The organism is Vaginella massiliensis (genome assembly GCF_900089075.1).
Classification (GTDB): domain Bacteria; phylum Bacteroidota; class Bacteroidia; order Flavobacteriales; family Weeksellaceae; genus Weeksella; species Weeksella massiliensis_A.
In genome coordinates this window covers 22,941-43,420 of sequence record NZ_LT593745.1, presented here as the reverse complement: position 1 = coordinate 43,420, position 20,480 = coordinate 22,941, and the positions used below count along the sequence as shown (strand labels likewise).

Annotated in this window: 20 protein-coding genes; 7 read left to right on the top strand and 13 right to left on the bottom strand. The window is 37.8% G+C overall.

Annotation, left to right across the window (positions count from 1 at the left end):
* Positions 1-17: 17 nt before the first annotated feature.
* Together BN8061_RS00205 and BN8061_RS00200 are read left to right on the top strand one after the other, a co-directional pair.
* Positions 18-599 (top strand): cytochrome c, encoded by a 582-nt coding sequence (locus BN8061_RS00205; RefSeq protein WP_235802655.1) that lies wholly within the window; start codon positions 18-20, stop codon positions 597-599.
* A 25-nt stretch (positions 600-624) separates the two neighbouring features.
* The gene (locus BN8061_RS00200) at positions 625-1,962 is read left to right on the top strand and encodes a hypothetical protein (protein ID WP_068595161.1); all 1,338 of its coding nucleotides are present in this window, start codon (positions 625-627) and stop codon (positions 1,960-1,962) included.
* A 383-nt stretch (positions 1,963-2,345) separates the two neighbouring features.
* On the opposite strand, the gene BN8061_RS12085 is transcribed toward BN8061_RS00200, so the two are convergent.
* The 10 genes from BN8061_RS12085 to BN8061_RS00145 all read right to left on the bottom strand — a co-directional run bounded on the left by BN8061_RS12085 (position 2,346) and on the right by BN8061_RS00145 (position 10,129).
* On the bottom strand, positions 2,346-2,621 hold the full coding sequence (locus BN8061_RS12085) for a hypothetical protein (protein ID WP_235802654.1): 276 nt from the start codon (positions 2,619-2,621) through the stop codon (positions 2,346-2,348).
* A gap of 430 nt (positions 2,622-3,051) precedes the next feature.
* Positions 3,052-3,633 carry a c-type heme family protein gene (locus BN8061_RS00190; protein ID WP_154662225.1) on the bottom strand — a complete coding sequence of 194 codons (582 nt, stop codon included), beginning with the start codon at positions 3,631-3,633 and terminating at the stop codon, positions 3,052-3,054.
* A 123-nt stretch (positions 3,634-3,756) separates the two neighbouring features.
* Complete coding sequence (locus BN8061_RS00185) at positions 3,757-4,209, bottom strand: DUF4625 domain-containing protein (protein ID WP_068595156.1); 453 nt, start codon at positions 4,207-4,209, stop codon at positions 3,757-3,759.
* Between the two features lie 66 nt (positions 4,210-4,275).
* Complete coding sequence (locus tag BN8061_RS00180) at positions 4,276-4,605, bottom strand: hypothetical protein (protein WP_068595154.1); 330 nt, start codon at positions 4,603-4,605, stop codon at positions 4,276-4,278.
* Positions 4,606-4,612: 7 nt separating this feature from the next.
* Positions 4,613-6,991 (bottom strand): TonB-dependent receptor, encoded by a 2,379-nt coding sequence (locus BN8061_RS00175; protein ID WP_068595153.1) that lies wholly within the window; start codon positions 6,989-6,991, stop codon positions 4,613-4,615.
* 47 nt (positions 6,992-7,038) lie between these two features.
* Positions 7,039-7,359, bottom strand: coding sequence for a hypothetical protein (locus BN8061_RS00170; protein ID WP_068595151.1), 321 nt, complete (start codon positions 7,357-7,359; stop codon positions 7,039-7,041).
* 9 nt (positions 7,360-7,368) lie between these two features.
* Complete coding sequence (locus BN8061_RS00165) at positions 7,369-8,007, bottom strand: hypothetical protein (RefSeq protein ID WP_068595149.1); 639 nt, start codon at positions 8,005-8,007, stop codon at positions 7,369-7,371.
* A 6-nt stretch (positions 8,008-8,013) separates the two neighbouring features.
* The gene (locus BN8061_RS00160) at positions 8,014-8,508 is read right to left on the bottom strand and encodes an RNA polymerase sigma factor (protein ID WP_068595147.1); all 495 of its coding nucleotides are present in this window, start codon (positions 8,506-8,508) and stop codon (positions 8,014-8,016) included.
* A 290-nt stretch (positions 8,509-8,798) separates the two neighbouring features.
* Positions 8,799-9,257: a hypothetical protein gene (locus tag BN8061_RS00155; RefSeq protein ID WP_068595145.1), complete on the bottom strand. Its 459-nt coding sequence runs from the start codon at positions 9,255-9,257 to the stop codon at positions 8,799-8,801.
* A gap of 548 nt (positions 9,258-9,805) precedes the next feature.
* On the bottom strand, positions 9,806-10,129 hold the full coding sequence (locus tag BN8061_RS00145; protein ID WP_068595141.1) for a hypothetical protein: 324 nt from the start codon (positions 10,127-10,129) through the stop codon (positions 9,806-9,808).
* Between the two features lie 536 nt (positions 10,130-10,665).
* Here BN8061_RS00145 and BN8061_RS00140 point away from each other — a divergent pair.
* The 3 genes from BN8061_RS00140 to BN8061_RS00130 are packed head-to-tail and all read left to right on the top strand — an operon-like array spanning position 10,666 to position 14,184.
* Positions 10,666-11,334, top strand: a complete 669-nt coding sequence (locus BN8061_RS00140; protein WP_068595139.1) for a succinate dehydrogenase cytochrome b subunit — start codon at positions 10,666-10,668, stop codon at positions 11,332-11,334.
* A gap of 13 nt (positions 11,335-11,347) precedes the next feature.
* Entirely contained in the window at positions 11,348-13,360 is a 2,013-nt protein-coding gene (locus BN8061_RS00135; RefSeq protein ID WP_068595136.1) for a fumarate reductase/succinate dehydrogenase flavoprotein subunit, read from the top strand.
* Positions 13,361-13,407: 47 nt separating this feature from the next.
* Positions 13,408-14,184, top strand: coding sequence for a succinate dehydrogenase/fumarate reductase iron-sulfur subunit (locus BN8061_RS00130; RefSeq protein ID WP_068595134.1), 777 nt, complete (start codon positions 13,408-13,410; stop codon positions 14,182-14,184).
* 71 nt (positions 14,185-14,255) lie between these two features.
* On the opposite strand, the gene can is transcribed toward BN8061_RS00130, so the two are convergent.
* The gene (can, locus tag BN8061_RS00125; protein WP_068595131.1) at positions 14,256-14,894 is read right to left on the bottom strand and encodes a carbonate dehydratase; all 639 of its coding nucleotides are present in this window, start codon (positions 14,892-14,894) and stop codon (positions 14,256-14,258) included.
* A 212-nt stretch (positions 14,895-15,106) separates the two neighbouring features.
* Between can and BN8061_RS00120 the strand changes: the two genes are divergently transcribed.
* Entirely contained in the window at positions 15,107-16,984 is a 1,878-nt protein-coding gene (locus tag BN8061_RS00120) for a S9 family peptidase (protein ID WP_068595129.1), read from the top strand.
* Positions 16,985-17,261: 277 nt separating this feature from the next.
* Positions 17,262-17,966 (top strand): hypothetical protein, encoded by a 705-nt coding sequence (locus tag BN8061_RS00115; protein WP_068595532.1) that lies wholly within the window; start codon positions 17,262-17,264, stop codon positions 17,964-17,966.
* A 30-nt stretch (positions 17,967-17,996) separates the two neighbouring features.
* Here the strand turns inward: BN8061_RS00115 and BN8061_RS00110 are convergent, their stop codons facing one another.
* Together BN8061_RS00110 and BN8061_RS00105 are read right to left on the bottom strand one after the other, a co-directional pair.
* Entirely contained in the window at positions 17,997-18,734 is a 738-nt protein-coding gene (locus BN8061_RS00110; protein ID WP_068595127.1) for a DUF4197 domain-containing protein, read from the bottom strand.
* Between the two features lie 51 nt (positions 18,735-18,785).
* The gene (locus tag BN8061_RS00105) at positions 18,786-20,375 is read right to left on the bottom strand and encodes a peptide chain release factor 3 (protein WP_068595530.1); all 1,590 of its coding nucleotides are present in this window, start codon (positions 20,373-20,375) and stop codon (positions 18,786-18,788) included.
* Positions 20,376-20,480 lie beyond the last annotated feature (105 nt).

The following is a 20,480-nucleotide window of genomic DNA, read 5'->3' as shown; positions in this document are numbered from 1 at the left end:
AACCAAGCATAGTTTATATGCCAGATATGTATTATCCAGCAGCGTATGATCCATATCAGAAATCAAATTTTGCTTATCCAAATGATAAAGAGTCATCAGATGTTCCGGTTTTCAAGAATAATCACAATATGTCGGCTCTAGAGCCAGTTGAAGGTACGGTAGCTCGTAATGATGGAGATGTTCTACCATGGACATTACCGAATACGAATGGGGGTTATGCTCAATCAAAATCAGTCAACTCTCCCTTGAATCCTGCAAATAGAGAAGCAGATCTGAAGCGTGGTGAGTTGTTGTACGGCCAAAACTGTGCAGTTTGTCATGGCGCTACAGGAGATGGGCAAGGTTCTATTGTAAAATCTAAAGCATACTCAGGTGTTCCGACCTATGCTGAGCGTGATATTACAGTAGGTAGTGTGTATCATGTGATCATGTATGGTAAAAATGCGATGGGTTCTTATGCTTCGCAGTTAACACCTGCAGATCGTTGGAGAGTGGCAGAATATGTAATGACCTTGAAAAATGGAGGTGATGCAAATGCTGCAACAACTGCTACACCAACAACTGATGTTGAACCAGCAGATTCAACTGCAAGTAAATAATTGTTAACTGTTAAAAGATTAAATCATGCAATATACATTTTCCAATAGATTAAAAATGACCTCACTCATCATGCTAGGTGTGGGGATTGTATTATATGCCATTGGATTCTTTGTTTTTAAAGGAAATACAGCAGACTCAGCAGCGTATATTACCGAGTTGATGCATGCTAATCCTTCTCATTTTTATGGAGATTATGTGAGCGATCAGTTTGTTGAACTCAATCCTGATCACAATGCTCATATGGAACACTTGGGAAACCTTCTAAGCAATAGACCATGGGCTGCTTTTTATGTGCCAGCGTATTTCGCATTTGGTATCGCTGCAACAGCATTATTTTTCCTATGTGTACAATTTGTTGGTCAAGCAGGTTGGTCTATGGTAGTTACCCGTGTAATGGAAGGAGTTGCCTCTTACCTGCCAATTGGATCAGTAATATTAGGAATTTTTGTTGTTTTGTCTGCAATGCATATGAATCACTTGTTTCACTGGATGGTTCCAGAATTGATTGATCCAGCTGATCCTCAATACGATATCTACATCGCAAACAAAGCGAAACTTTGGTTAAACATCCCATTTTGGACTATCCGTTGTTTGCTCTATTTAGCATTGTTGTCGATGTTTGTATTCATCATCAAAAAAGCTACTCGCTTGTTGGATGAACACCAAGGTGATATCACTTATTACAATAAACTCTATACCAAAGCCGTGTTGGGTATTGTAACTTTCGCTATTTGCTCTGCAGCGTATGCGTGGGACTTCATTATGTCATTAGATCCACACTGGTTCTCTTCATTGTTTATGTGGTACGGAATGGTGAGCCACTTGGTTTCAGCAGTTTCGATCATCACTATTATTTCGATTTACTTAAAAAGAAAAGGAGCGTTACCATTGTTCAACGATAACCATTTGCACGATCTTACGAAATTCATGTTTGGTTTCTCATTATTATGGTCATACTTATGGTTCTGCCAGTTCATGTTACAATGGTATGCCAACGTTCCAGAAGAGGTACAATACTTCCAACAACGCAATATGCAATATCCATTGTATTATTGGATGCTAGCTGCTAACTTGTTGTTGCCATTCTTGGTATTGATCAGCTCTAGCATGAAACGTCGATACAATATCGTGTTCGTTATGGCAATCTTAATTGTGTTTGGACATTATTGGGATTTCTATAATCAAATAATGCCAGCAGCAGTTGGACCATTCCACAATTTTGGTCTGATGGAGATCGGTGCTTTGGTAGCATTTGCAGGATTGTTTATGTTTATCGTAATGTCTGCAGTGTCTAAATTGAACTTAGAAGCTAAAGGACATCCATATTTCCATGAATCTAAGATTTATGAATATCCATTCTAATTCTGATTTTTTAATTAATAAAAAGATGCCCGATGAGAATCATCGGGCATCTTTTGTTATGATCGGTTTGCTTTCCGTTTTGTGATGACAATTCGCCAACAAGCAATTGTGTCAGCATGAAAATAAGCTACTTAATCAGGATTTATTCCTGATTTTTTGGTTTGAAAACTGGTATCACAGCGCCAAAAAAACAATATGTTGTTGCGAATACCAAATCGATTGTTTTGCTTTGTCGTTTTTGTTGGCTGTTGTTCTGATGTCTTTCAGGTGAATTTATCCTCCCTTCATTTCAGATTGTATAAAGAAATAATCCCAAATGTAAAGTTTATTGCCACCATCAGCACTGTACCAAAACCTGACAAATGAAACTCATCGTAGCGTTCTTACCGCATCAATTGAGTATTGGTTTTCGGATACAAAAAACCTGCACCGAATTCTTCGGTGAGGTTTACAGCTATGCCTTTTTTGTTTTTAGAAATTGGAAAATACAACAAATTGTCGAATCTTCTGACTTCCAAATTTACATAATTCAGTCCGTCGGTATGTTCAAACGTTAAGAAATCTTTGGTCAGTTGTTTTTGTACATTATCATAATCCCCATAGAAAGATGAACCATTGCGGATGTATCCATTCATCTTCACCCATTGATCCTGATTCATTACCTATTTCATATGGTCGATACCGAAAGAAATATTCCAATTATCGTGAAAAAAATAACCCAAACGGAAATTATATTGCAGAATGGTCATTTTGGACGGATTGAAATATTTCAACCCGAAAGACGTTTGCCGATCATGTGCAGCCACATGGTGTAGGGTAAAATCGTAATTTTCACCCACAAATCTTAGGTCAGACTTGCTGTACTGTGCATGATTCCAACCCCAATAAACATAGAATTTTCCTTAGTTTTCTTTTCCTTGCCCCAATGCAACTCCCGAACCAATCAGAAAAGTCATCAAACTTGTATAAATAATTTTCAGATTAAAGGTGTTTAGCCTGCAAAGGTGCTCATATTTATTCCTTGAAAATTATTTCGTTACATGAGGTTTGTTTGTAATTTTTTTTAAACCTGAAAAAAAATTTTGTCATTTAAAATTTCTTTTCAAATTCTATTTTCCACAACGCTCTATAATCGTTCAGTTTATAACCTGTTGCTTGATCTTGCGGATAATATGTGCGGAGTGTTTTTTGGGTCGAATGATGGATGTCTTCACCTACCACGCCATGGCATCTGATGCAGGTGGGCAGCGCCATATTTATTCTTTTGTAATAGACATAAGTGTGGTTGTTTTGGGTAATGGTATCGTAGAGTTTTGGGTTGTCTCTAAAGCTTTCATACATCTGCTTGTCTAAATAGCTATGGATAAGATTGTCTATATTTCTGGGTTGATCTGTAATCCGGCTGATTTTCACTTGATAGGCATCCGAAAGCGAATCGTTCAACGCAATAGCCTTAGTGTTGCAAAAGCTTATGGCGTATGCTGTTCCATTTTTTTCTATTGCCGACGTCAGTTTTTTTAGCAAAACCAATTGGGCTTTATTCGCCAAAGAATCGCCTATGGTATGAAGTTCTTCCATTTCTTCTTCTTCGAAAGTTTGACTTCTTTTTTCTGTCGAACAAGAAATAAACAAGAAATACAACAGAGGCAAAAAGTACAAAAATATCCTCATGGCTTTGGTGTTTATCAAACGATAATATTAGTCTTTTTTTGGAGTATTTCAAAATATTTTTTCATAAAAAAACCGCCTCAAAAAATGGTTTTTAAGAGACGGTTTTCTTTGATTTAGCAATGATTATTTCACGTGACCGTGGTCGTGGTCTGCAATTTCTATTTCAATATAGGTTTTCTTTTCGTTACCAGCTTTATCAATTGCGATGATACCAAAATGATATTGACCATCTTGGATGCCATGAGGAACTTCTATCGTTTTTTTGATGTTGTGTAAAACTCCTTTTACATCTTGGCTATAGTTGTACGTCCATGGCTTTTCTGCTACAAGGTGATCGTGTGTATGACCGTCACCAGCATAGTGGATGTCTATTTTGTACGATGCCAGGTCTCTATCGTCTGCAATTACAGCATCTACTTCGATCATTTCACCTACATGAATGTGCTGATCTTTTTTTGGCGTAGTAATCACAATGGTAGGTTTTGTCTGATCCAAGGTATCGTCATCGCTAGAACAAGAGAATGCACTGATTGCGAATAAACTTACTAAACTGTATTTTAAAATATTGCTTTTCATATGAATGATTTTTTAAAGATTTTTAATTTGTTAATTTTTTTTCTGTTTGATTTAATAATCTGTTTTTCAAGTAGTTGAAGGTTGGATTTGTGAACTCATTGCTTTGGGCGGTCCTCGAACATAGCTTTTGTGCATGATCTTCTGTACCACCAAACCAAAGGAATACCATGGTTCGTGTGGACTATCTGCAAAACTTGTCCATAACGATAATTGTGGTTCAAAATTATCCGGTTCTAAATAAACATTGAAATGGATAAAATCCGAACATTGATGAGGAGGAAAATCTTTATGAACGCTTTGCTGATGCTGAAGAATATGCAAATAATTGTTCATCGGCACCGACAAAAGCAGCACGATGAAAAACAATAAGCTGTATTTTTTATAAATTATTTGCATCTATAGATTAAAACGGAATACTTACTGAAACTTGTATATTTCTACCTTGTTCTGGCAATTCTATCAGGCGGTAAAAACTCGTGTGGTTAAAGTATTTCTTGTTCAAAATATTATTCGCCTGAATACCAATTATCGCTTCGAAATTATTCAGATGAATATTGGTTTTTGTTCCTGCACCCAACAGAAAATAAGCAGCTGTTAGTTCTTCGTTTTGGGCGGTTCTGTTTTGCTCAAAAGCATATTTTGCGTTGACAAATATATGCCAATTTTCTATTTTTTTCTCTTCGTTTGTCAACTGATATTTTACTTCTCCAAAAATATTATTTGCTGGGGTAAAAGGCAAAGGATAACGTTTGCTCTTGTCAATACCCAACTGCTTATTGAAAATGTATTCGTATACAGCAGAAAGTTTCAGGCGTTCTGCCATAGTTTTTTCTACTTCAATTTCCACACCACTTATCAAGGCTTCTGATTGGGTGTACTGATAAATTTGTCCGGAATGCGGTAAAATTGAAAAAGTACCCGAAGGTTTCAAGAAAATATAATTGGAAAAATAGTAAACGTACGGACTCACACTAATATTCCACGTACGCGGATGAAAATTGATTTTCAAATCGGTAGAAAATCCACGCTCGGGGTCCAAATCGCTATTACCTTGCTCGTGCCGAAAAGATCCGTGGTGTATGCCGTTGGCTCCTAGCTCTATAGCGGTTGGTAGGCGATAGTTGGTCCCGATATTGAGGGCAAAATCCCAATATCTTCCTGCATGTAAACTGGCTCCAATCACCCCGTTGATGGTCTGATATTCTTTGCTTATTTCTTCACTTCTAAGTGCATATGTTGCGGCTGTAGACGCATCGTAACCGTTTTTTATGAGGTATTGATACAGATAATTATCGTAGAAACCCTCTGTTTTTATCTTACCAAAATCATAACGTATACCTGCAGAAAGTTTTAGATTCTTGTGCGCTCTGATTTCTTCTATCAAATAAGCACCATAGAGATTGCGTTGGTATTTTGGCAACAGAAAATTGTAACCATCTATGGTATTCAGCTGGTTTTGTGCCTGAATTCCTATAATAGTTTTGAATTTTTCGTTGTGCCTCCAATCAAAACTCAACTGTGCATCGTAGGTCGATAAATTGAACTCCATCTCCAAATTTGGATTGTATTCTGGTATGGGCTGTTCTGGATAATGAGTATGAAAAACGCTCCATTCTTGCCTCAAATTGTTCTGATAAGATGCACTGAATTTCAGTATTTGATCGGCAGAGAATTTATATTCATTTTCCGAAATCACTTTCAGATGATTCACTTTCTGGTAAGGCAAATCGATATTTCTATAATCGCCGTCGCTCAACAGATTAGATGCCAGCGGAATGCCATGAGCTCCTGCAAAAAATCCAGCTTTTTGGTAAAAATTGCTCACATTGAGAATCGTGGAAAATCTCTGGTCTGTATAGCCCAATTGCACCGCTGTGTTCAGGTCTTGACCTGCGGTATTTTTTACCCGTTTGTCTTCTATTCTAAAAACTCGATCCAAATATTTGAAACGGTCCGATGTTGTTCTATAATCTGCATAATCGCTATAAGAGGCTTTCAGTTTGTAGAAAAAATTATTCCAACGTGTAAAATGAGAAACGCCAGCCAAATAATTGTCGTTTACACTTTGGTACAGCGTATTGATTTGGGTATGGCTTGTATTTTTGGTCGGAATTTTATTGTTTTTGAGGACAATCACGCCCGCGATGGCTTCGTTACCATATTGCAGAGCACCTGCACCTTTCACCACTTCTACCTGTTCTACATTGAGCGGATCAATTTCCAAACCATGATCGACGCCCCATTGTTGTCCTTCTTGTTTCACCCCGTTTTCTGCAACCACCAATCGATTGAATCCCAAACCTCGTATGATAGGCTTTGAGCTCGCCGAACCAATGCCCATTGCTGAAACTCCGGGTAAATTTTCGAGCGATTTTGCCAACGATCCTGCATAGTTTTGATTGATATACTCCTGGTTTACCTGGGTGGTATTGGCAGTATAAAAATCGTGCAGATGGGCATTTATCTCCACTTCGTCCAATTCGTACAGCTGATTTTTCAATACGATTTTGAATTGTTTTTGATGATTAGCATCAACTCTTTGGGTGAACAATTCGTACCCATACTCATCAATGATGATTTCGTAACGATGTGCCTCTTGATGCGGAACTTCGAAATAGCCCTGCTCATCGGTCGAAACGGTTTGTTGATTGATCAGAAAATTTAAATGAGAAATTGGATTGTTGTGTTCATCGACCACTTGTCCTCTAAAAACATCTTGTGCCCAATTCATTTGACTGAAAAAAAAGGTCAGTACAAATAGTGAAATTTTGGTGATTTTCATGCTAATATGAAATTGTAAATTAATAAAACTGAATAAATAGTTTGAAATTAACTTACAAAAGGTGGTGCACGTAGATTATTGTAATGATGATACGAATTAGAACTAAAAAATATATAAGGTTTTTCTATCTTCATCCAACGAGAAGATATCATCGCTGGTATGACCACCAAGTCATCACCTGCAGAAGAAATCGTTTGCGCAACCAAATAACACAAATCGCAATGCGTTTGGTGTTTGTTCAGTTCGTTTTGTTCTACCGATTGCTTCTGATGCACATGGTCTAGAATATGAACAGTCTGCCCAGTTGCTACCACAAGGGCAACAAAAAGAAAAAGGAAAGCAAGGTATTTCTTTACAATTTTGGACATGGGGCAAAGTTACTCGACTTCTTTTAATTCTTTCAAATTTTTCATCAATTTTTTTAAGAATGCAAAATACAAGATGCTATAATAGAGCATGGCAAAGATCAAGATAAAGAAAACTGCAATCGCAACAGCTACATAACCATAGATTTCTGCTTGGTTAGAAGAGTTTATTTCGTTCGAATGCTTACTCAGATAAATGCCTTTGCCCAGTTCGTAGTACATGGGCGCACTGGTGATGACCAGCAAAAGCACGGTAAAAAGGATGAAAAGGTTGATTACTTTTCTGAAGGTTATGATGCTCGAAATCAATTCTTTGGTCGTACTATCGAAACGTATTTTTTTATAATATCGGTAAGAAAGCACCATGAAAATCAGGGTGAGAACGATTCCAACAATGGAAGACTTTTCGAAGGTTTTGAGCGTTTTGGGGTCGATGTATTGTAGGGTTACTTTTTCGATCGATTGATTGCCTAATAATATAGAATAGACAAAAAAGCCTATGACCAATAAAAATTCAAAAACAGTGAAATAAAACAGCGCTTTGGCTATCGAGGTCGACTTGGTTTTCAGCATCCTGAAAATAGAAGCCGAGTCATAAATAGTAGCGGTGTTGGCTTCTTGCCAACTTTTCTTCAAATCATCTAATTCCATATCTTTTTACGACAATTGTGTCATGATTTCTTTTAGTTTTGTTTTTACACGATTCATTTTTACCCGAGCATTTACCTCGGTTATCCCAAGTGTTTCGGCTATTTCTTTGTAACTAGAATCTTCTAGGTACAGCAATACCAACGCTCGTTCCACGTCATTCAGATATTTTATTGCCAAGTACAACAAATCGAGCCTTTCTTTATTCTCTTCGTTCGATTCGTTGGCGAGATGTTGGTGGTGATGGTCTTCTAAAGATGTAAAATTGTTTTTAGATTTTTTGCGGATATAGGTGATGGCTGTATTCAGCCCAACGCGATACATCCAAGTGCTCAACTTCGAATCGCCTTTGAACGAGTCGAACGATTTCCAAAGTTGTAACACAATCTCTTGAAATAAATCTTCATGAGACTCTTGATCATCTGTATAGATGCGGCAGACCTTGTGTATGATGCCTTGGTTTTGTTCGACAGATTCAGAAAATATTTTTTCTTTTGATTTCAAACGATTAGCCTTGTTGAATTGAAATGTAAAAGTAGTGATTATCTAATTATATATCATCCATAAAAATAAGAATCCCTCTGTTTGAACACAAAGGGATTCCCTAACCAACTTAAACCTATGAAAAAGCCATTGCTTAATCGCATTGCAAATATAGAATAAGTATTTAAAATACCAAATTTTGATTGAAAAAAATGTCAATAATTCGGAAAGTATTTGGTTATTAACCCGACGGTAATGATTTAATATTTCAGGCTGTATATTGAATATCTTTAAGCTCGAAATATTTTTTATTAATTTTTTACGATTTTTTTATTATAAAAATTCCCATTGATATCTTCAATTTGCCCCATGTAAATAGCGTTCGGAATTTGACCAACAAAAACCTTTTCATTAATGATTTTTGAGCCTAGAATTGATCTTCCTACCAAATCATATATAGAAATTGCCTTTGGATTGAATGTAGAATTGATAATTTTCACATATAGCCAATCACCTTGAATAGTTGTTAGAAAGTTTTTATTTACGACATTGAATTCTTGTATTGATAAATGATGATTTTTATAATATGATTTATTACCATCTACATTAGTGAAAGTTAGCTGTAATCCATTATCTATTGAGTGAATTTCATACTCGTAGTCATAAAATTCATCAAAAATTCCAACATTGAAAAAGTTATCAAGATAATATCCTTCAAAATTAATAGTTTCAGCAAGACTACATTCTCCATCAACGAAACCTGATTGCAAGGTAAGTATATTATCATCGATGGAACCATTTAAGAGAACTTCAGTACAAACAGAAGTAAAAAAAAACTACATTAGTTTCAGATTCGCATTCTTGACATAAGAATATGGTTTTAGACACTTCTTCATTATTTGGTGCAAGAAACTCCTCTCCATTTAAAACTAATTTTTCTAGATACCATGTGTTTTCGATTAGTTCGGTTTGTTGGGCTTTTGCAAAAAGCCCAACACTCAAAAAAGTTATTATTGTAAAAAGTCTCATCATGCTTAGTTTTTAATTAGGTTTTTAGAATTTACGATTTGTCCATCACAAACAAGAGTAACGATATAATGTCCGGATTGGTAATTATTTAAACTAATCGTTGTTTGTGTACTGCTGGTGTTCAATGTAGTGTTGCCTAAATGCTGAAGAACTTCTGTACTTAAGTCAGGATGTTGGGGGTTTACTCCTGTTTCAACAATTCCAATAACAATATTAGGATCACCTGGTGTTACCTCCCACGCTAAAGGAGCTCAAATTAAATCAAGGATACTTTGATTTTTTACTGTGCCTATTTCAAAAAAAAATAATCATTAGGTTCAAATAAAAGTCCTCCTTCATTTAAATTAATTTCTTCAACAAATTCAACATTTGATAAGCTAGCTAAATCAGTTTTTGATACTGTACTATTTGTACGTATATAATAAGTATTTTTTAATCTTAGGTTTTGTGACTCAGGAAATGCTTTTTCATGTTTATAAATAATCTTGTTATTAAATAAATTTTCCAATGACTGTTCGGAAAAAGTTAATTTCAAAGTACCATCAGAATTTGTTATTCTGGATAAGGGTTCAATAGAGTGGTTGTTTTTTACAACCACATAGTAGCTTTTCATACCTAGCAAAAACTAAACTCACAGGGATAAAAACCAGTAATAATAAAAAGTAATAATGTTTTATGTATAAGGGTATTTGTGTTAATAAAAGTTGAAATTCACTGCAATGTACAAAAAACTTTAACGTTTTAAATTTAAATAAGCTGTTTATTTTAACACCTGGCTCAACGAGAAACGCATTGGCGTAGTGGCGAATAAATTGGACGAAAAGGTTAATTTAGTGCTTAACACGCTCTTTTGATAACACCTCTCCGTGTTGCTCAACGCAAAATAGGTAAAAAATTTGTAAATCAACCTATGCAAGGCAAGAAAGGCGTTTCCCCAAAACTATTTTACGAACTCAGTCTGGATAGGCTGTTTTCTGAAATAGGTTAATTTTTTTTCTAATAAAAAGCATAATGTTAAAGATATGTTATAAAGAATCGTTCTAAACTAATGCAGATTTCTTCAAAATGATATTATTCATTGTGAAGAGACCAACTACTTTAATAAATTTGTATGTAAAATTTCTTAAAAAAAATTAAACGTATTGCTTTATGGCATCTAAATCATTATTCAAATCTTCAATCGGAAAGAAGTTTGCGATGGCGTTATCGGCATTATTCCTGCTGATTTTCCTTTTGCAACATTTCACCATTAATTTACTTTCTGTACTAAGTCCTCAGATGTTCAATGAGGTATCTCATTTCATGGGATATAACCCAATTATTCAATTTCTGATGCAACCGATATTAGGTTTTGCAGTCATTTTCCACTTTGTGATGGGTATGGTTTTGGAAGTCCAAAACAACAAAGCTCGTCCGGTAAAGTATGCCTACAACCAACGTAGTGCAAACTCTAGTTGGACCTCTAGAAACATGATTATCTCTGGTTTGGTAATTTTGTTTTTCTTAGGATTGCACATGTACGATTTTTGGGTTCATGAGATGAATGTAAAATACGTGAACGTTCAACCAGAAGATGCAACACGCTATTGGGGAGAGTTACACGCTAAGTTTGCAGATATTTGGCGAGTGATTATTTATGTGGTAGCATTCGTGTTATTAGGTTTGCACTTGTCACATGGTTTCCAATCAGCGTTTCAATCAGTTGGAGCTCGTCATAAGAAATACACACCAGTGATCCAAACGATCGGTAAAATATATTCGATAGTAATCCCTGTCGGATTCGCTATTATCGCAATTTACCATTTTGTTACACAATAATTGTTAAAAGAAAATGAGTACATTAAATTCAAAAATACCTACTGGAGACATTGCAACACAGTGGGAAAGACATAAAGCTAATTTGAGATTGGTAGCACCAAACAACCGTGATAAAATTGAAATCATTGTAGTTGGTACTGGACTTGCAGGTGGTTCTGCTGCAGCGACTTTTGCAGAATTGGGATACAAAGTAAAAGCATTTTGCTATCAAGACTCGCCGCGTCGTGCACACTCAATTGCTGCACAAGGTGGGGTGAATGCCGCTAAAAATTACAAAGGAGACAACGATTCTATCTATCGTCTGTTTTACGATACCATAAAAGGAGGTGACTACCGTGCGCGCGAATCCAACGTTCACCGTTTGGCAGAAGTATCGGGAAATATCATCGACCAATGTGTGGCACAAGGTGTTCCTTTTGCACGTGATTACGGAGGATATTTAGACAACCGTTCGTTCGGTGGAGTGCAAGTTTCTCGTACGTTCTATGCAAAAGGTCAAACGGGGCAACAGTTGTTGTTGGGAGCATATTCTGCGATGAACCATCAAATCCATTTAGGGCATATCGAGATGTACAATCGTCACGAGATGTTGGATTTGGTTATTGTAGACGGCAAAGCTCGCGGTATCATAGCTCGTAACATGATTACAGGTGAAATCGAGCGTCATTCTGCTCATGCTGTAATTATCGCGACAGGTGGGTACGGAAACGTTTATTTCTTGTCGTCTAATGCAATGGGATCAAACGTTACAGCAGCGTGGAAGATTCATAAAAAAGGAGCCTATTTTGCAAATCCTTGTTATGTACAAATTCACCCAACTTGTATTCCAATCCACGGAACAAATCAGTCAAAATTAACCTTGATGTCAGAATCGCTTCGAAATTCAGGACGTATTTGGGTTCCGAAGAAGAAAGAAGATGCAGAAGCAATACGCGCTGGTAAGAAAAAAGCAGCAGACATCAAAGAAGAAGATAGAGATTACTATTTAGAGCGAAGATACCCTGCGTTTGGTAACTTGGTACCTCGTGACGTGGCGTCTCGTGCAGCAAAAGAACGTTGTGATGCAGGTTATGGTATCGAGGCCAACGAAACAGGAGAAGGAGTTTACTTAGATTTCTCTTCAGAAATTATCAAACGTGGTAAAGAAGTAGCTTTTGCCAACGGTAATCACAACCCATCGGATGCAGAGGTAGAAGTATTGGGTAAAAAATGGTTAGAAGAGAAGTATGGTAACCTTTTCCAAATGTATCAAAAAATTACAGACGAAAATCCGTACGAGCAACCAATGCATATCTATCCAGCAATTCACTACACCATGGGTGGAGTTTGGGTAGATTACAATTTGATGTCAACAATCAAAGGATGTTTTGTGGCGGGTGAAGCCAACTTTTCAGACCACGGAGCCAATCGTCTCGGAGCTTCTGCATTGATGCAAGGTTTGGCAGATGGATATTTCGTTTTACCTTACACGGTTGCAGATTATTTGGCAGATGATATCCGTACAGGGAAAATTCCGACCAATACACCAGAGTTCGACGAAGCCGAAAAATCGGTGAGAGATCGCTTGAATTTCTTTGTGAACAATAAAGGAACAAAATCTGTAGATCATTTCCACAAACGCTTAGGGCTGATCATGTGGAACAAAGTAGGAATGGCACGTAATGCCCAAGGATTACAAGAAGCCATCCGCGAAATCGAAGCCTTGCGTAAAGAGTTTTGGCAAGATGTAAAAGTACCTGGAACGATTGATGAGTTGAATCCTGAATTAGAAAAAGCTGGTCGTGTAGCCGACTTCTTAGAATTGGGTCAATTGATGGCAATCGATGCGTTGCACAGAAACGAATCTTGTGGAGGACACTTCCGCGAAGAATATCAATCAGAAGAAGGAGAAGCAGTTCGCGATGATGAAAACTTTGCTTACGTTGCCGCTTGGGAATACAAAGGGGAAGACATCAACCAAGAAGTGTTGCATAAAGAAGATTTGAATTATCAATTCGTAGAATTAAAAACACGTAGTTACAAATAATCACATTTTTTGAATCCGATTCATCAAATGTCAAAATACATTAGAAAATGGCATCATCTAAAAATATAAATATTACCTTAAAAATTTGGCGTCAGAAGAATTCCAACGCAAAAGGTAGCATGGAAACTTATCAGCTCAATGGCGTTTCTACCGATAGTTCTTTCTTAGAAATGTTGGATTTGTTGAATGAGCAACTCATCGAAGAAAATAAAGAACCCGTTGCTTTTGACCACGATTGTCGTGAGGGTATTTGCGGTATGTGTTCTTTGTACATCAATGGTCGCCCACATGGTCCAGATTACGGAACTACCACTTGTCAGTTGCACATGCGATCTTTCAAAGACGGCGACACCATTTATATCGAACCATGGAGATCGACTGCCTTCCCTGTAATCAAAGATTTGATTGTGGATCGTTCGTCATTCGACCGAATTCAACAAGCTGGAGGGTATATTTCGATCAACACCTCTGGGCGTACAATCGATGCCAATACAATTCCGGTACCCAAAGCAGATGCAGACGACGCATTCGATGCGGCGACTTGTATCGGTTGTGGAGCTTGCGTAGCAGCTTGTAAAAACGGTTCTGCTATGTTGTTTGTGGGCGCAAAAGTTTCTCAGTTCGCTTTGTTGCCACAGGGTAGAGTAGAGGCGTCTAAACGTGCTCAGAAAATGGTCGCTCAAATGGACGCAGAAGGTTTTGGTAACTGTAGTAATACAGGTGCTTGCGAAATCGAATGTCCGAAAGGCATCTCATTAGACAATATCGCTCGTATGAATCGTGAGTTTTTGAGTGCTAAAATATTTTCTGAAGAATCTTACTAAATTATTTAGTACCATCATTATAAAAAAGAGAGCTTTCGGCTCTCTTTTTTTTGTTTAAATTTTTTTAAAAATCATTTCAAATATTGATAAACCGAAAACAAATCATCAATACTGTCCATACTGATTTCCAAATCTTTCACCACACCATTACCTACCCCGTAAACCCAACCGTGAATATTCAATTCTTGGTTGTTTCTCCAGGCGTTTTGCACGATAAAAGTTTTGGCGAGATTATAAACTTGCTCTTTCACATTGATTTCTACAAAACGATCAAATCGTTCGTCTTCATCCTCAATTTCATTCAATTCGCGTTTATTGAATCGGTATGCATCTTTTATATGGCGTAACCAATTGTCAATCAATCCTACCGAAAGATTACTCATCGCTGCTTTTACACCGCCACAGCCATAATGCCCACAAACAATAATGTGTGAAACTTGCAACACATTCACGGCATAATCCAATACAGACAACATATTCATATCGGTATGCACCACCATATTGGCAATGTTACGGTGAACAAAAACCTCGCCCGCTTGGGCACCAATGATCTCGTTTGCAGGCACGCGACTGTCGGCACAACCAATCCACATAACTGGTGGTTGCTGACCATTGGCCAGTTTGGAGAAGAAATCTTTGTCGAGTTTCAATTTCTCTTCCACCCATTTTTTATTATTGTCTAAAAGTTTTTTATAAAAATCTGTGCTCATTATCGAATAAGTTTTTGATGTTACGAATATAAAGTTTTAATGAGCGAATGCCCTTGCTTTCTACCCAAAAAAATCACGAAAATTTTTCAGTTGAGCTGCTTTAACTCATTCAGTAATTGATTTGATTTTTTTTTGATGAGGTAAAAAAGAGAGCCTCAGTTGATTTCTCTGATTGAAAAATAACTAGTATTTTAGGGCAAAAATTAAGGAACATGTTCAAGAAATCAGTATTGTTATGGACATTCAGTATGACCTCGTTTGTTATGGCACAAAATGTAATGACTCCAGAAAAACTCTGGCAAGTGAAAAAGGTGAGTTCGGTCGGACTTACCAAAGACAAAAAACAAATTGTTTATAGCGTAGCCACTCCCAACATCGAAACCCAACAAGACGACAAGCAATATTTTGCAATGCCAATTGCTGGTGGAAAACCTGTTTTGGTAACGGATTATAAAAGCTTGATTACAGACCAAAATCTTGCGGCAAAAACAAATTATAGTTTAGAAACCGAGAAAGTAAAACTTCAGAAAGTTTCTGGCGAAGATTATTATCCGGCTTATAAAGCATCCAACGTTCAGATTTACAACGAACTCAATTATCGTCATTGGGACTCCTGGAATAACGGAGAATTCGATCACGCATTCGTCTCGAAAAACGGACAAAAAATAGACATTTTGCAAGACGAACCCTTCAGCGTATCCGAGTCGATTTGGTCACCCGATGGCAAAAAAGTAATCTATGTGTCTAAAAAGAAATTCGGAACAGATTATGCCCTTAGCACTAATACCGACATCTACGAATACGATGTAGCAACCCAACAAACAAGAAATCTTACCGAAGGAAAAATGGGCTATGATACCGCACCAGGTTTTTCTACCAAAGGTGATTTTGCCTTCTTGTCGATGGCTCGTGACGGTTATGAAGCAGATAAAAATGATTTGATTGTCCGCTCTGGAGCTGTCGAACTGAATCTTACCAAACATTGGGACGGAACAGTTTTGGGATACAAATGGAGCGAAGACGGAACAAAAATCTATTTCAATGCTCCGGTTGGTGGAACCGTTCAATTATTTGAAGTTGGAGTGAATTTCAAAACCAAAAACCTTCCCATCGTCAACCAAATTACCGATGGGCAATTCGATATAGCATCCGTAAACGAAATCGTGGGCAACACGGCAATTGTCACTCGTACCGATATGAATCATGCGGCAGAATTGTTTGCAGTAGACCTAAAAAACGGAAAACTCAAACAATTGACCAACGAAAATGCAGCCTTATACAATTCGATCGAGAAGTCGAACATCGAAAAAAGAATCGTAAAAACCACAGACGGAAAAGACATGGTCGTTTGGGTAATCTATCCACCCAACTTCGATAAAAACAAAAAATATCCTGCTCTGTTGTATTGCCAAGGAGGACCACAATCGGCTTTATCTCAATTTTATTCTACACGATGGAATTTTCAGTTGATGGCGGCAAACGGCTATATTGTGGTTGCGCCTAATCGTCGCGGAATGCCAGGGCACGGCGTTGAGTGGAACGAGCAAATCTCTAAAGATTGGGGCGGACAAGTGATGCAAGATTATTTAGCAGCGATAGACGACATCGCAAAAGAGGCTTATGTAGACGAAAATCGCTTGGGAGCTATCGGAGCGAGTTACGGCGGATATTCGGTGTTTTATTTGGCAGGAATTCATGAGGGAAGATTCAAAACTTTCATTTCGCACAACGGTGTTTTCAACCTGAAATCGATGTACGGCAACACCGAAGAATTGTTCTTTACCAATTGGGACGCCGGTGGTGCTTGGTGGGAAATGGACAACAAAGCCGCCCAAAAAACCTACACCAAATTCGACCCAAGTGCAGCTGAAATGGTGAACAAATGGAATACTCCAATGCTGATTTTTGTTGGAGGAAATGATTACCGAGTGCCGATGGGGCAAGGGCAAGAAGCGTTTCAGGTTTTGCAATTGAAAGGAATCAAAAGCCGTTTCATTTATTTTCCTGACGAAAACCATTGGGTGCTCAAAGCGCAGAATTCTCTCATCTGGCATAAAGAATTCTACAAATGGTTGGAAGAAACTTTATAAAAAAAATCAGTTTGATAATGAAAACGGAGCAGAAAGTTTTTTAGTTCCGTTTTTTTCATAAACGTGCATCATTCGAACGAAAATTGTAATTTCAGGTGTCAAAAAATGGTAGGTTTGTGTTGATCAAGTTTTAATTAAATGAATTCAAAATTAAATCATTGAAAACTTCCAAAAGAAATTTTATAAAAACTACAGTCGTTTTGCCTTTTTCTTTTAAATTTGACTCGTATTGCAATCGAGAAGATTGATTGCCTTTTTAGCTAATCAAAACCACTATATGAGCAAAGAAAACAATAGAATATATTTTACCAACAGCCCTTTTCCCAACGGACACAAGGTTGTCTATTTCAATTGGAGTATGCGATTGGACAGCCAATTGAAGTTGTGGATGGATTTGCATTTGGAGTCTGATAATTACGACGAAGAAGAAGAATATTTTGACGATGTAAATCTGATTGATGAACCGTCTGAGCAAGAGAGCGAAAAATCGCTTTGGTTCAATTACAATCAGTGCATCATGTCGAGCACCTATTGGAAAAATAAAGGAATAGATCTCAACCATATCACTCACGAGTTGGATTTCAACCGATTGCCTATGCGTGAGTTTTTGGTCGATCCACTTCCGGTAGATTTGGCAAAACCAGAAGAGCTTGCATTTGGTATTTCGATGTTGGGCAATGATACGTGTGCAAATCACGATATTTCTTTTCTGAAACCTTTTGATGCAGAAGATTTAGCAACCTACGACATCAAATGGAAAGGGAAAGTTGCCAACACTTATTTGGGCGAAGAAAACTTCGACTACGAGTTTTATGTGTATATGAAAAACATCCGCTTTTCGGGTATCAACATCGACCCGAGTTTGGATGTCGAAAAAGCATTTGCTCATATCAAAGAAAGATTTGCGCCAAATGCCGATTTGATGGAGTTGGTTTGCGTAGATGAAATCAACGATTATTATAAAGTTATCATCAAACGATAAAAAAAGGCTTCTATTTTGAAGCCTTTTTTCTTATCGATTATCTTGTAATGCAAAAACTTGTTGGAGCAGTGGAGTAGTGCGTTGCGAAATATTGCCTCTGATTCCAGCTTCTTTTTCTGCAACCATTCTAAAAACACCAGTGATTGCCTGCTCGGTAACATAAGCAGTAAGGTCCGGATTTATTTTGTTGGTCGATATCGTATTGTATTTGGTGATGATGTTTTCCCAAACGCGATGGGCTCCAACTTTCTCTAAAGAATGCTGTACTTTCGGTTGAAAAGCACTGAAAAGTTGAGGAGACGTTTTGGATTGAAGGTAATTTGTCGCCGCATTTTGTCCACCCAAAAGGATTCCGCCAGCATCTTGAATGGTCATCCCCGTAATGGCGTTTACAAAAATCGGTTTCGCCTCGAGTACAGCGTCTTCTGCGGCACGATTCAATAATTTCAAACCTTCCTCTACAAGGCTGCCAAGTCCTAAATTGCGCAAACTGCGTTCTACTCCTTGCAATTCTTTGGGAAGTAGAATTTTGGCAAGTGGCGAATTGTAAAAACCATTGGTTTGTCCGAGTTTTGCGATACCTTGATCTACTCCCAAATGCAAGGCTTCCTTCAATCCAGCAGCAATGGTCGTTTGGCTGAGTCCGCCAACATTCGTCCCCGAGGTTCCATATACGTTTGGTAATTGGTTGGCGATGGTTTGCATCTCGGCGCATCCGGTAAAGAAAAGGCTGTTTGCCAAAAGTATCGGTAAGATTATTTTTTTCATGTGGTATTATTTTATTAATGGAAGTGGATCATCCGAACCCAAAAATCCAAATTAGAATTCACTTACAAAATGCAATTTGACTGACGGATATTTTTCTCGTGTCATCTGAATGGTAAAAGCCGAATCTGCCAAAAATACCAACTGATCGTATTTATCGCGTGCCAAATAACGTTGTTTCACCCGTTTGAAATCCAAAAATTCTTCCGACTTTTCGTTGTCCACTTCTACCCAACATGCCTTGTGTACAGCAAAAGGTTCATAGCTGGCTTTGGCTCCATATTCGTGCTCTAATCGGTATTGGATAACTTCGTATTGCAAAGCGCCCACCGTTCCGATTACTTTACGATTGTTCATCTCTAAGGTGAATAATTGAGCTACTCCTTCGTCCATCAACTGATCGATTCCCTTTTCGAGTTGTTTTGCTTTCATTGGATCGGCGTTGTTGATGTAGCGGAAATGTTCTGGTGAGAAAGACGGAACGCCTTTGAAATTGAATTTTTCTCCTTCGGTAAGAGTGTCGCCTATTCTGAAATTTCCAGTATCGTGCAAACCTACAATATCGCCAGCAAACGATTCGTCTACAATTTCTTTTTTGTCTGCAAAGAATGCGTTGGGTGAAGCAAATTTCATACTTTTGCCCAGGCGAACGTGCAAGTAATTTTTGTTGCGTTCGAATTTCCCAGAAACAATTTTCACGAAAGCGAGACGGTCTCGATGTTTGGGATCCATGTTCGCGTGTATTTTGAATACAAATCCAGAAAATTTATTTTCGAATGGGTCTACCTCTCGCACATCTGTTTCTTTGGGTTGCGGCATTGGCGCGATTTCGACGAAAGCATCGAGCAACTCTCGAACACCAAAATTATTTAGCGCCGAACCAAAAAACACCGGTTGCAACTCGCCATTCATGTACGCTTCATGGTCGAATGCTGGATAAACTCCATCGATGAGGTCGATTTCGTTGCGTAGGTTTTCGGCATACGATTCCCCGATGATTTCTTCCAATTCGGGTGAATTCAGATCGTCGATTTGGATAGAATCTGCAATTTTTTGTTTGTTGTCGCCAGAAAACAAGTTGATGTTTTTCTCCCAAATGTTATAAATCCCTTTGAAGGTTGCACCAATACCAATGGGCCAAGAAAGTGGTGTCACCCTCAGACCGAGATTTTGTTCTACTTCGTCCATCAAATCAAAAGCATCTTTCCCCTCGCGGTCCATTTTGTTGATGAAAACCAGCAATGGAATATTGCGCATACGGCAAACTTCTACCAGTTTTATGGTTTGCTCTTCGACTCCTTTTGCCACATCGATCACCACAATTGCCGAATCTACAGCGGTGAGCGTTCTATACGTATCCTCTGCAAAGTCTTTGTGGCCTGGCGTGTCGAGGATGTTGATTTTCTTGCCTTTGTATTCGAATGCTAAAACCGAAGTTGCTACCGAAATTCCACGCTGACGCTCGATTTCCATAAAATCGGAGGTCGCTCCTTTTTTTATTTTGTTGCTTTTAACGGCTCCGGCTTCTTGTATCGCTCCACCAAAAAGAAGGAGTTTCTCGGTGAGTGTCGTTTTTCCCGCATCGGGGTGGGCGATGATGCCAAACGTTTTACGCTTTTTTATTTCTTGTTCTAATGACGCCATTTTGTTCTTGAAAATTACAGATTGCAAAGATAATTGATTCCAACAAAATGTTTGGTTTTCTTTGGAAGAATAGAATATTATTGTAAAATTTACGTTATCTATTTT

What these genes read in the sequence shown, in the direction of transcription:
- BN8061_RS00175 (WP_068595153.1), bottom strand. Translation starts at nt 6,991, where the DNA reads ATGAAAATCACCAAAATTTCACTATTTGTACTGACCTTTTTTTTCAGT.
- BN8061_RS00105 (WP_068595530.1), bottom strand. Translation starts at nt 20,375, where the DNA reads ATGGCGTCATTAGAACAAGAAATAAAAAAGCGTAAAACGTTTGGCATC.
- BN8061_RS00140 (WP_068595139.1), top strand. Translation starts at nt 10,666, where the DNA reads ATGGCATCTAAATCATTATTCAAATCTTCAATCGGAAAGAAGTTTGCG.
- BN8061_RS00200 (WP_068595161.1), top strand. Translation starts at nt 625, where the DNA reads ATGCAATATACATTTTCCAATAGATTAAAAATGACCTCACTCATCATG.
- can (WP_068595131.1), bottom strand. Translation starts at nt 14,894, where the DNA reads ATGAGCACAGATTTTTATAAAAAACTTTTAGACAATAATAAAAAATGG.
- BN8061_RS00185 (WP_068595156.1), bottom strand. Translation starts at nt 4,209, where the DNA reads ATGAAAAGCAATATTTTAAAATACAGTTTAGTAAGTTTATTCGCAATC.
- BN8061_RS00130 (WP_068595134.1), top strand. Translation starts at nt 13,408, where the DNA reads ATGGCATCATCTAAAAATATAAATATTACCTTAAAAATTTGGCGTCAG.
- BN8061_RS00145 (WP_068595141.1), bottom strand. Translation starts at nt 10,129, where the DNA reads ATGAAAAGCTACTATGTGGTTGTAAAAAACAACCACTCTATTGAACCC.
- BN8061_RS00205 (WP_235802655.1), top strand. Translation starts at nt 18, where the DNA reads ATGCCAGATATGTATTATCCAGCAGCGTATGATCCATATCAGAAATCA.
- BN8061_RS00170 (WP_068595151.1), bottom strand. Translation starts at nt 7,359, where the DNA reads ATGTCCAAAATTGTAAAGAAATACCTTGCTTTCCTTTTTCTTTTTGTT.
- BN8061_RS00110 (WP_068595127.1), bottom strand. Translation starts at nt 18,734, where the DNA reads ATGAAAAAAATAATCTTACCGATACTTTTGGCAAACAGCCTTTTCTTT.
- BN8061_RS12085 (WP_235802654.1), bottom strand. Translation starts at nt 2,621, where the DNA reads ATGAATCAGGATCAATGGGTGAAGATGAATGGATACATCCGCAATGGT.
- BN8061_RS00135 (WP_068595136.1), top strand. Translation starts at nt 11,348, where the DNA reads ATGAGTACATTAAATTCAAAAATACCTACTGGAGACATTGCAACACAG.
- BN8061_RS00180 (WP_068595154.1), bottom strand. Translation starts at nt 4,605, where the DNA reads ATGCAAATAATTTATAAAAAATACAGCTTATTGTTTTTCATCGTGCTG.
- BN8061_RS00165 (WP_068595149.1), bottom strand. Translation starts at nt 8,007, where the DNA reads ATGGAATTAGATGATTTGAAGAAAAGTTGGCAAGAAGCCAACACCGCT.
- BN8061_RS00190 (WP_154662225.1), bottom strand. Translation starts at nt 3,633, where the DNA reads ATGAGGATATTTTTGTACTTTTTGCCTCTGTTGTATTTCTTGTTTATT.
- BN8061_RS00120 (WP_068595129.1), top strand. Translation starts at nt 15,107, where the DNA reads ATGTTCAAGAAATCAGTATTGTTATGGACATTCAGTATGACCTCGTTT.
- BN8061_RS00115 (WP_068595532.1), top strand. Translation starts at nt 17,262, where the DNA reads ATGAGCAAAGAAAACAATAGAATATATTTTACCAACAGCCCTTTTCCC.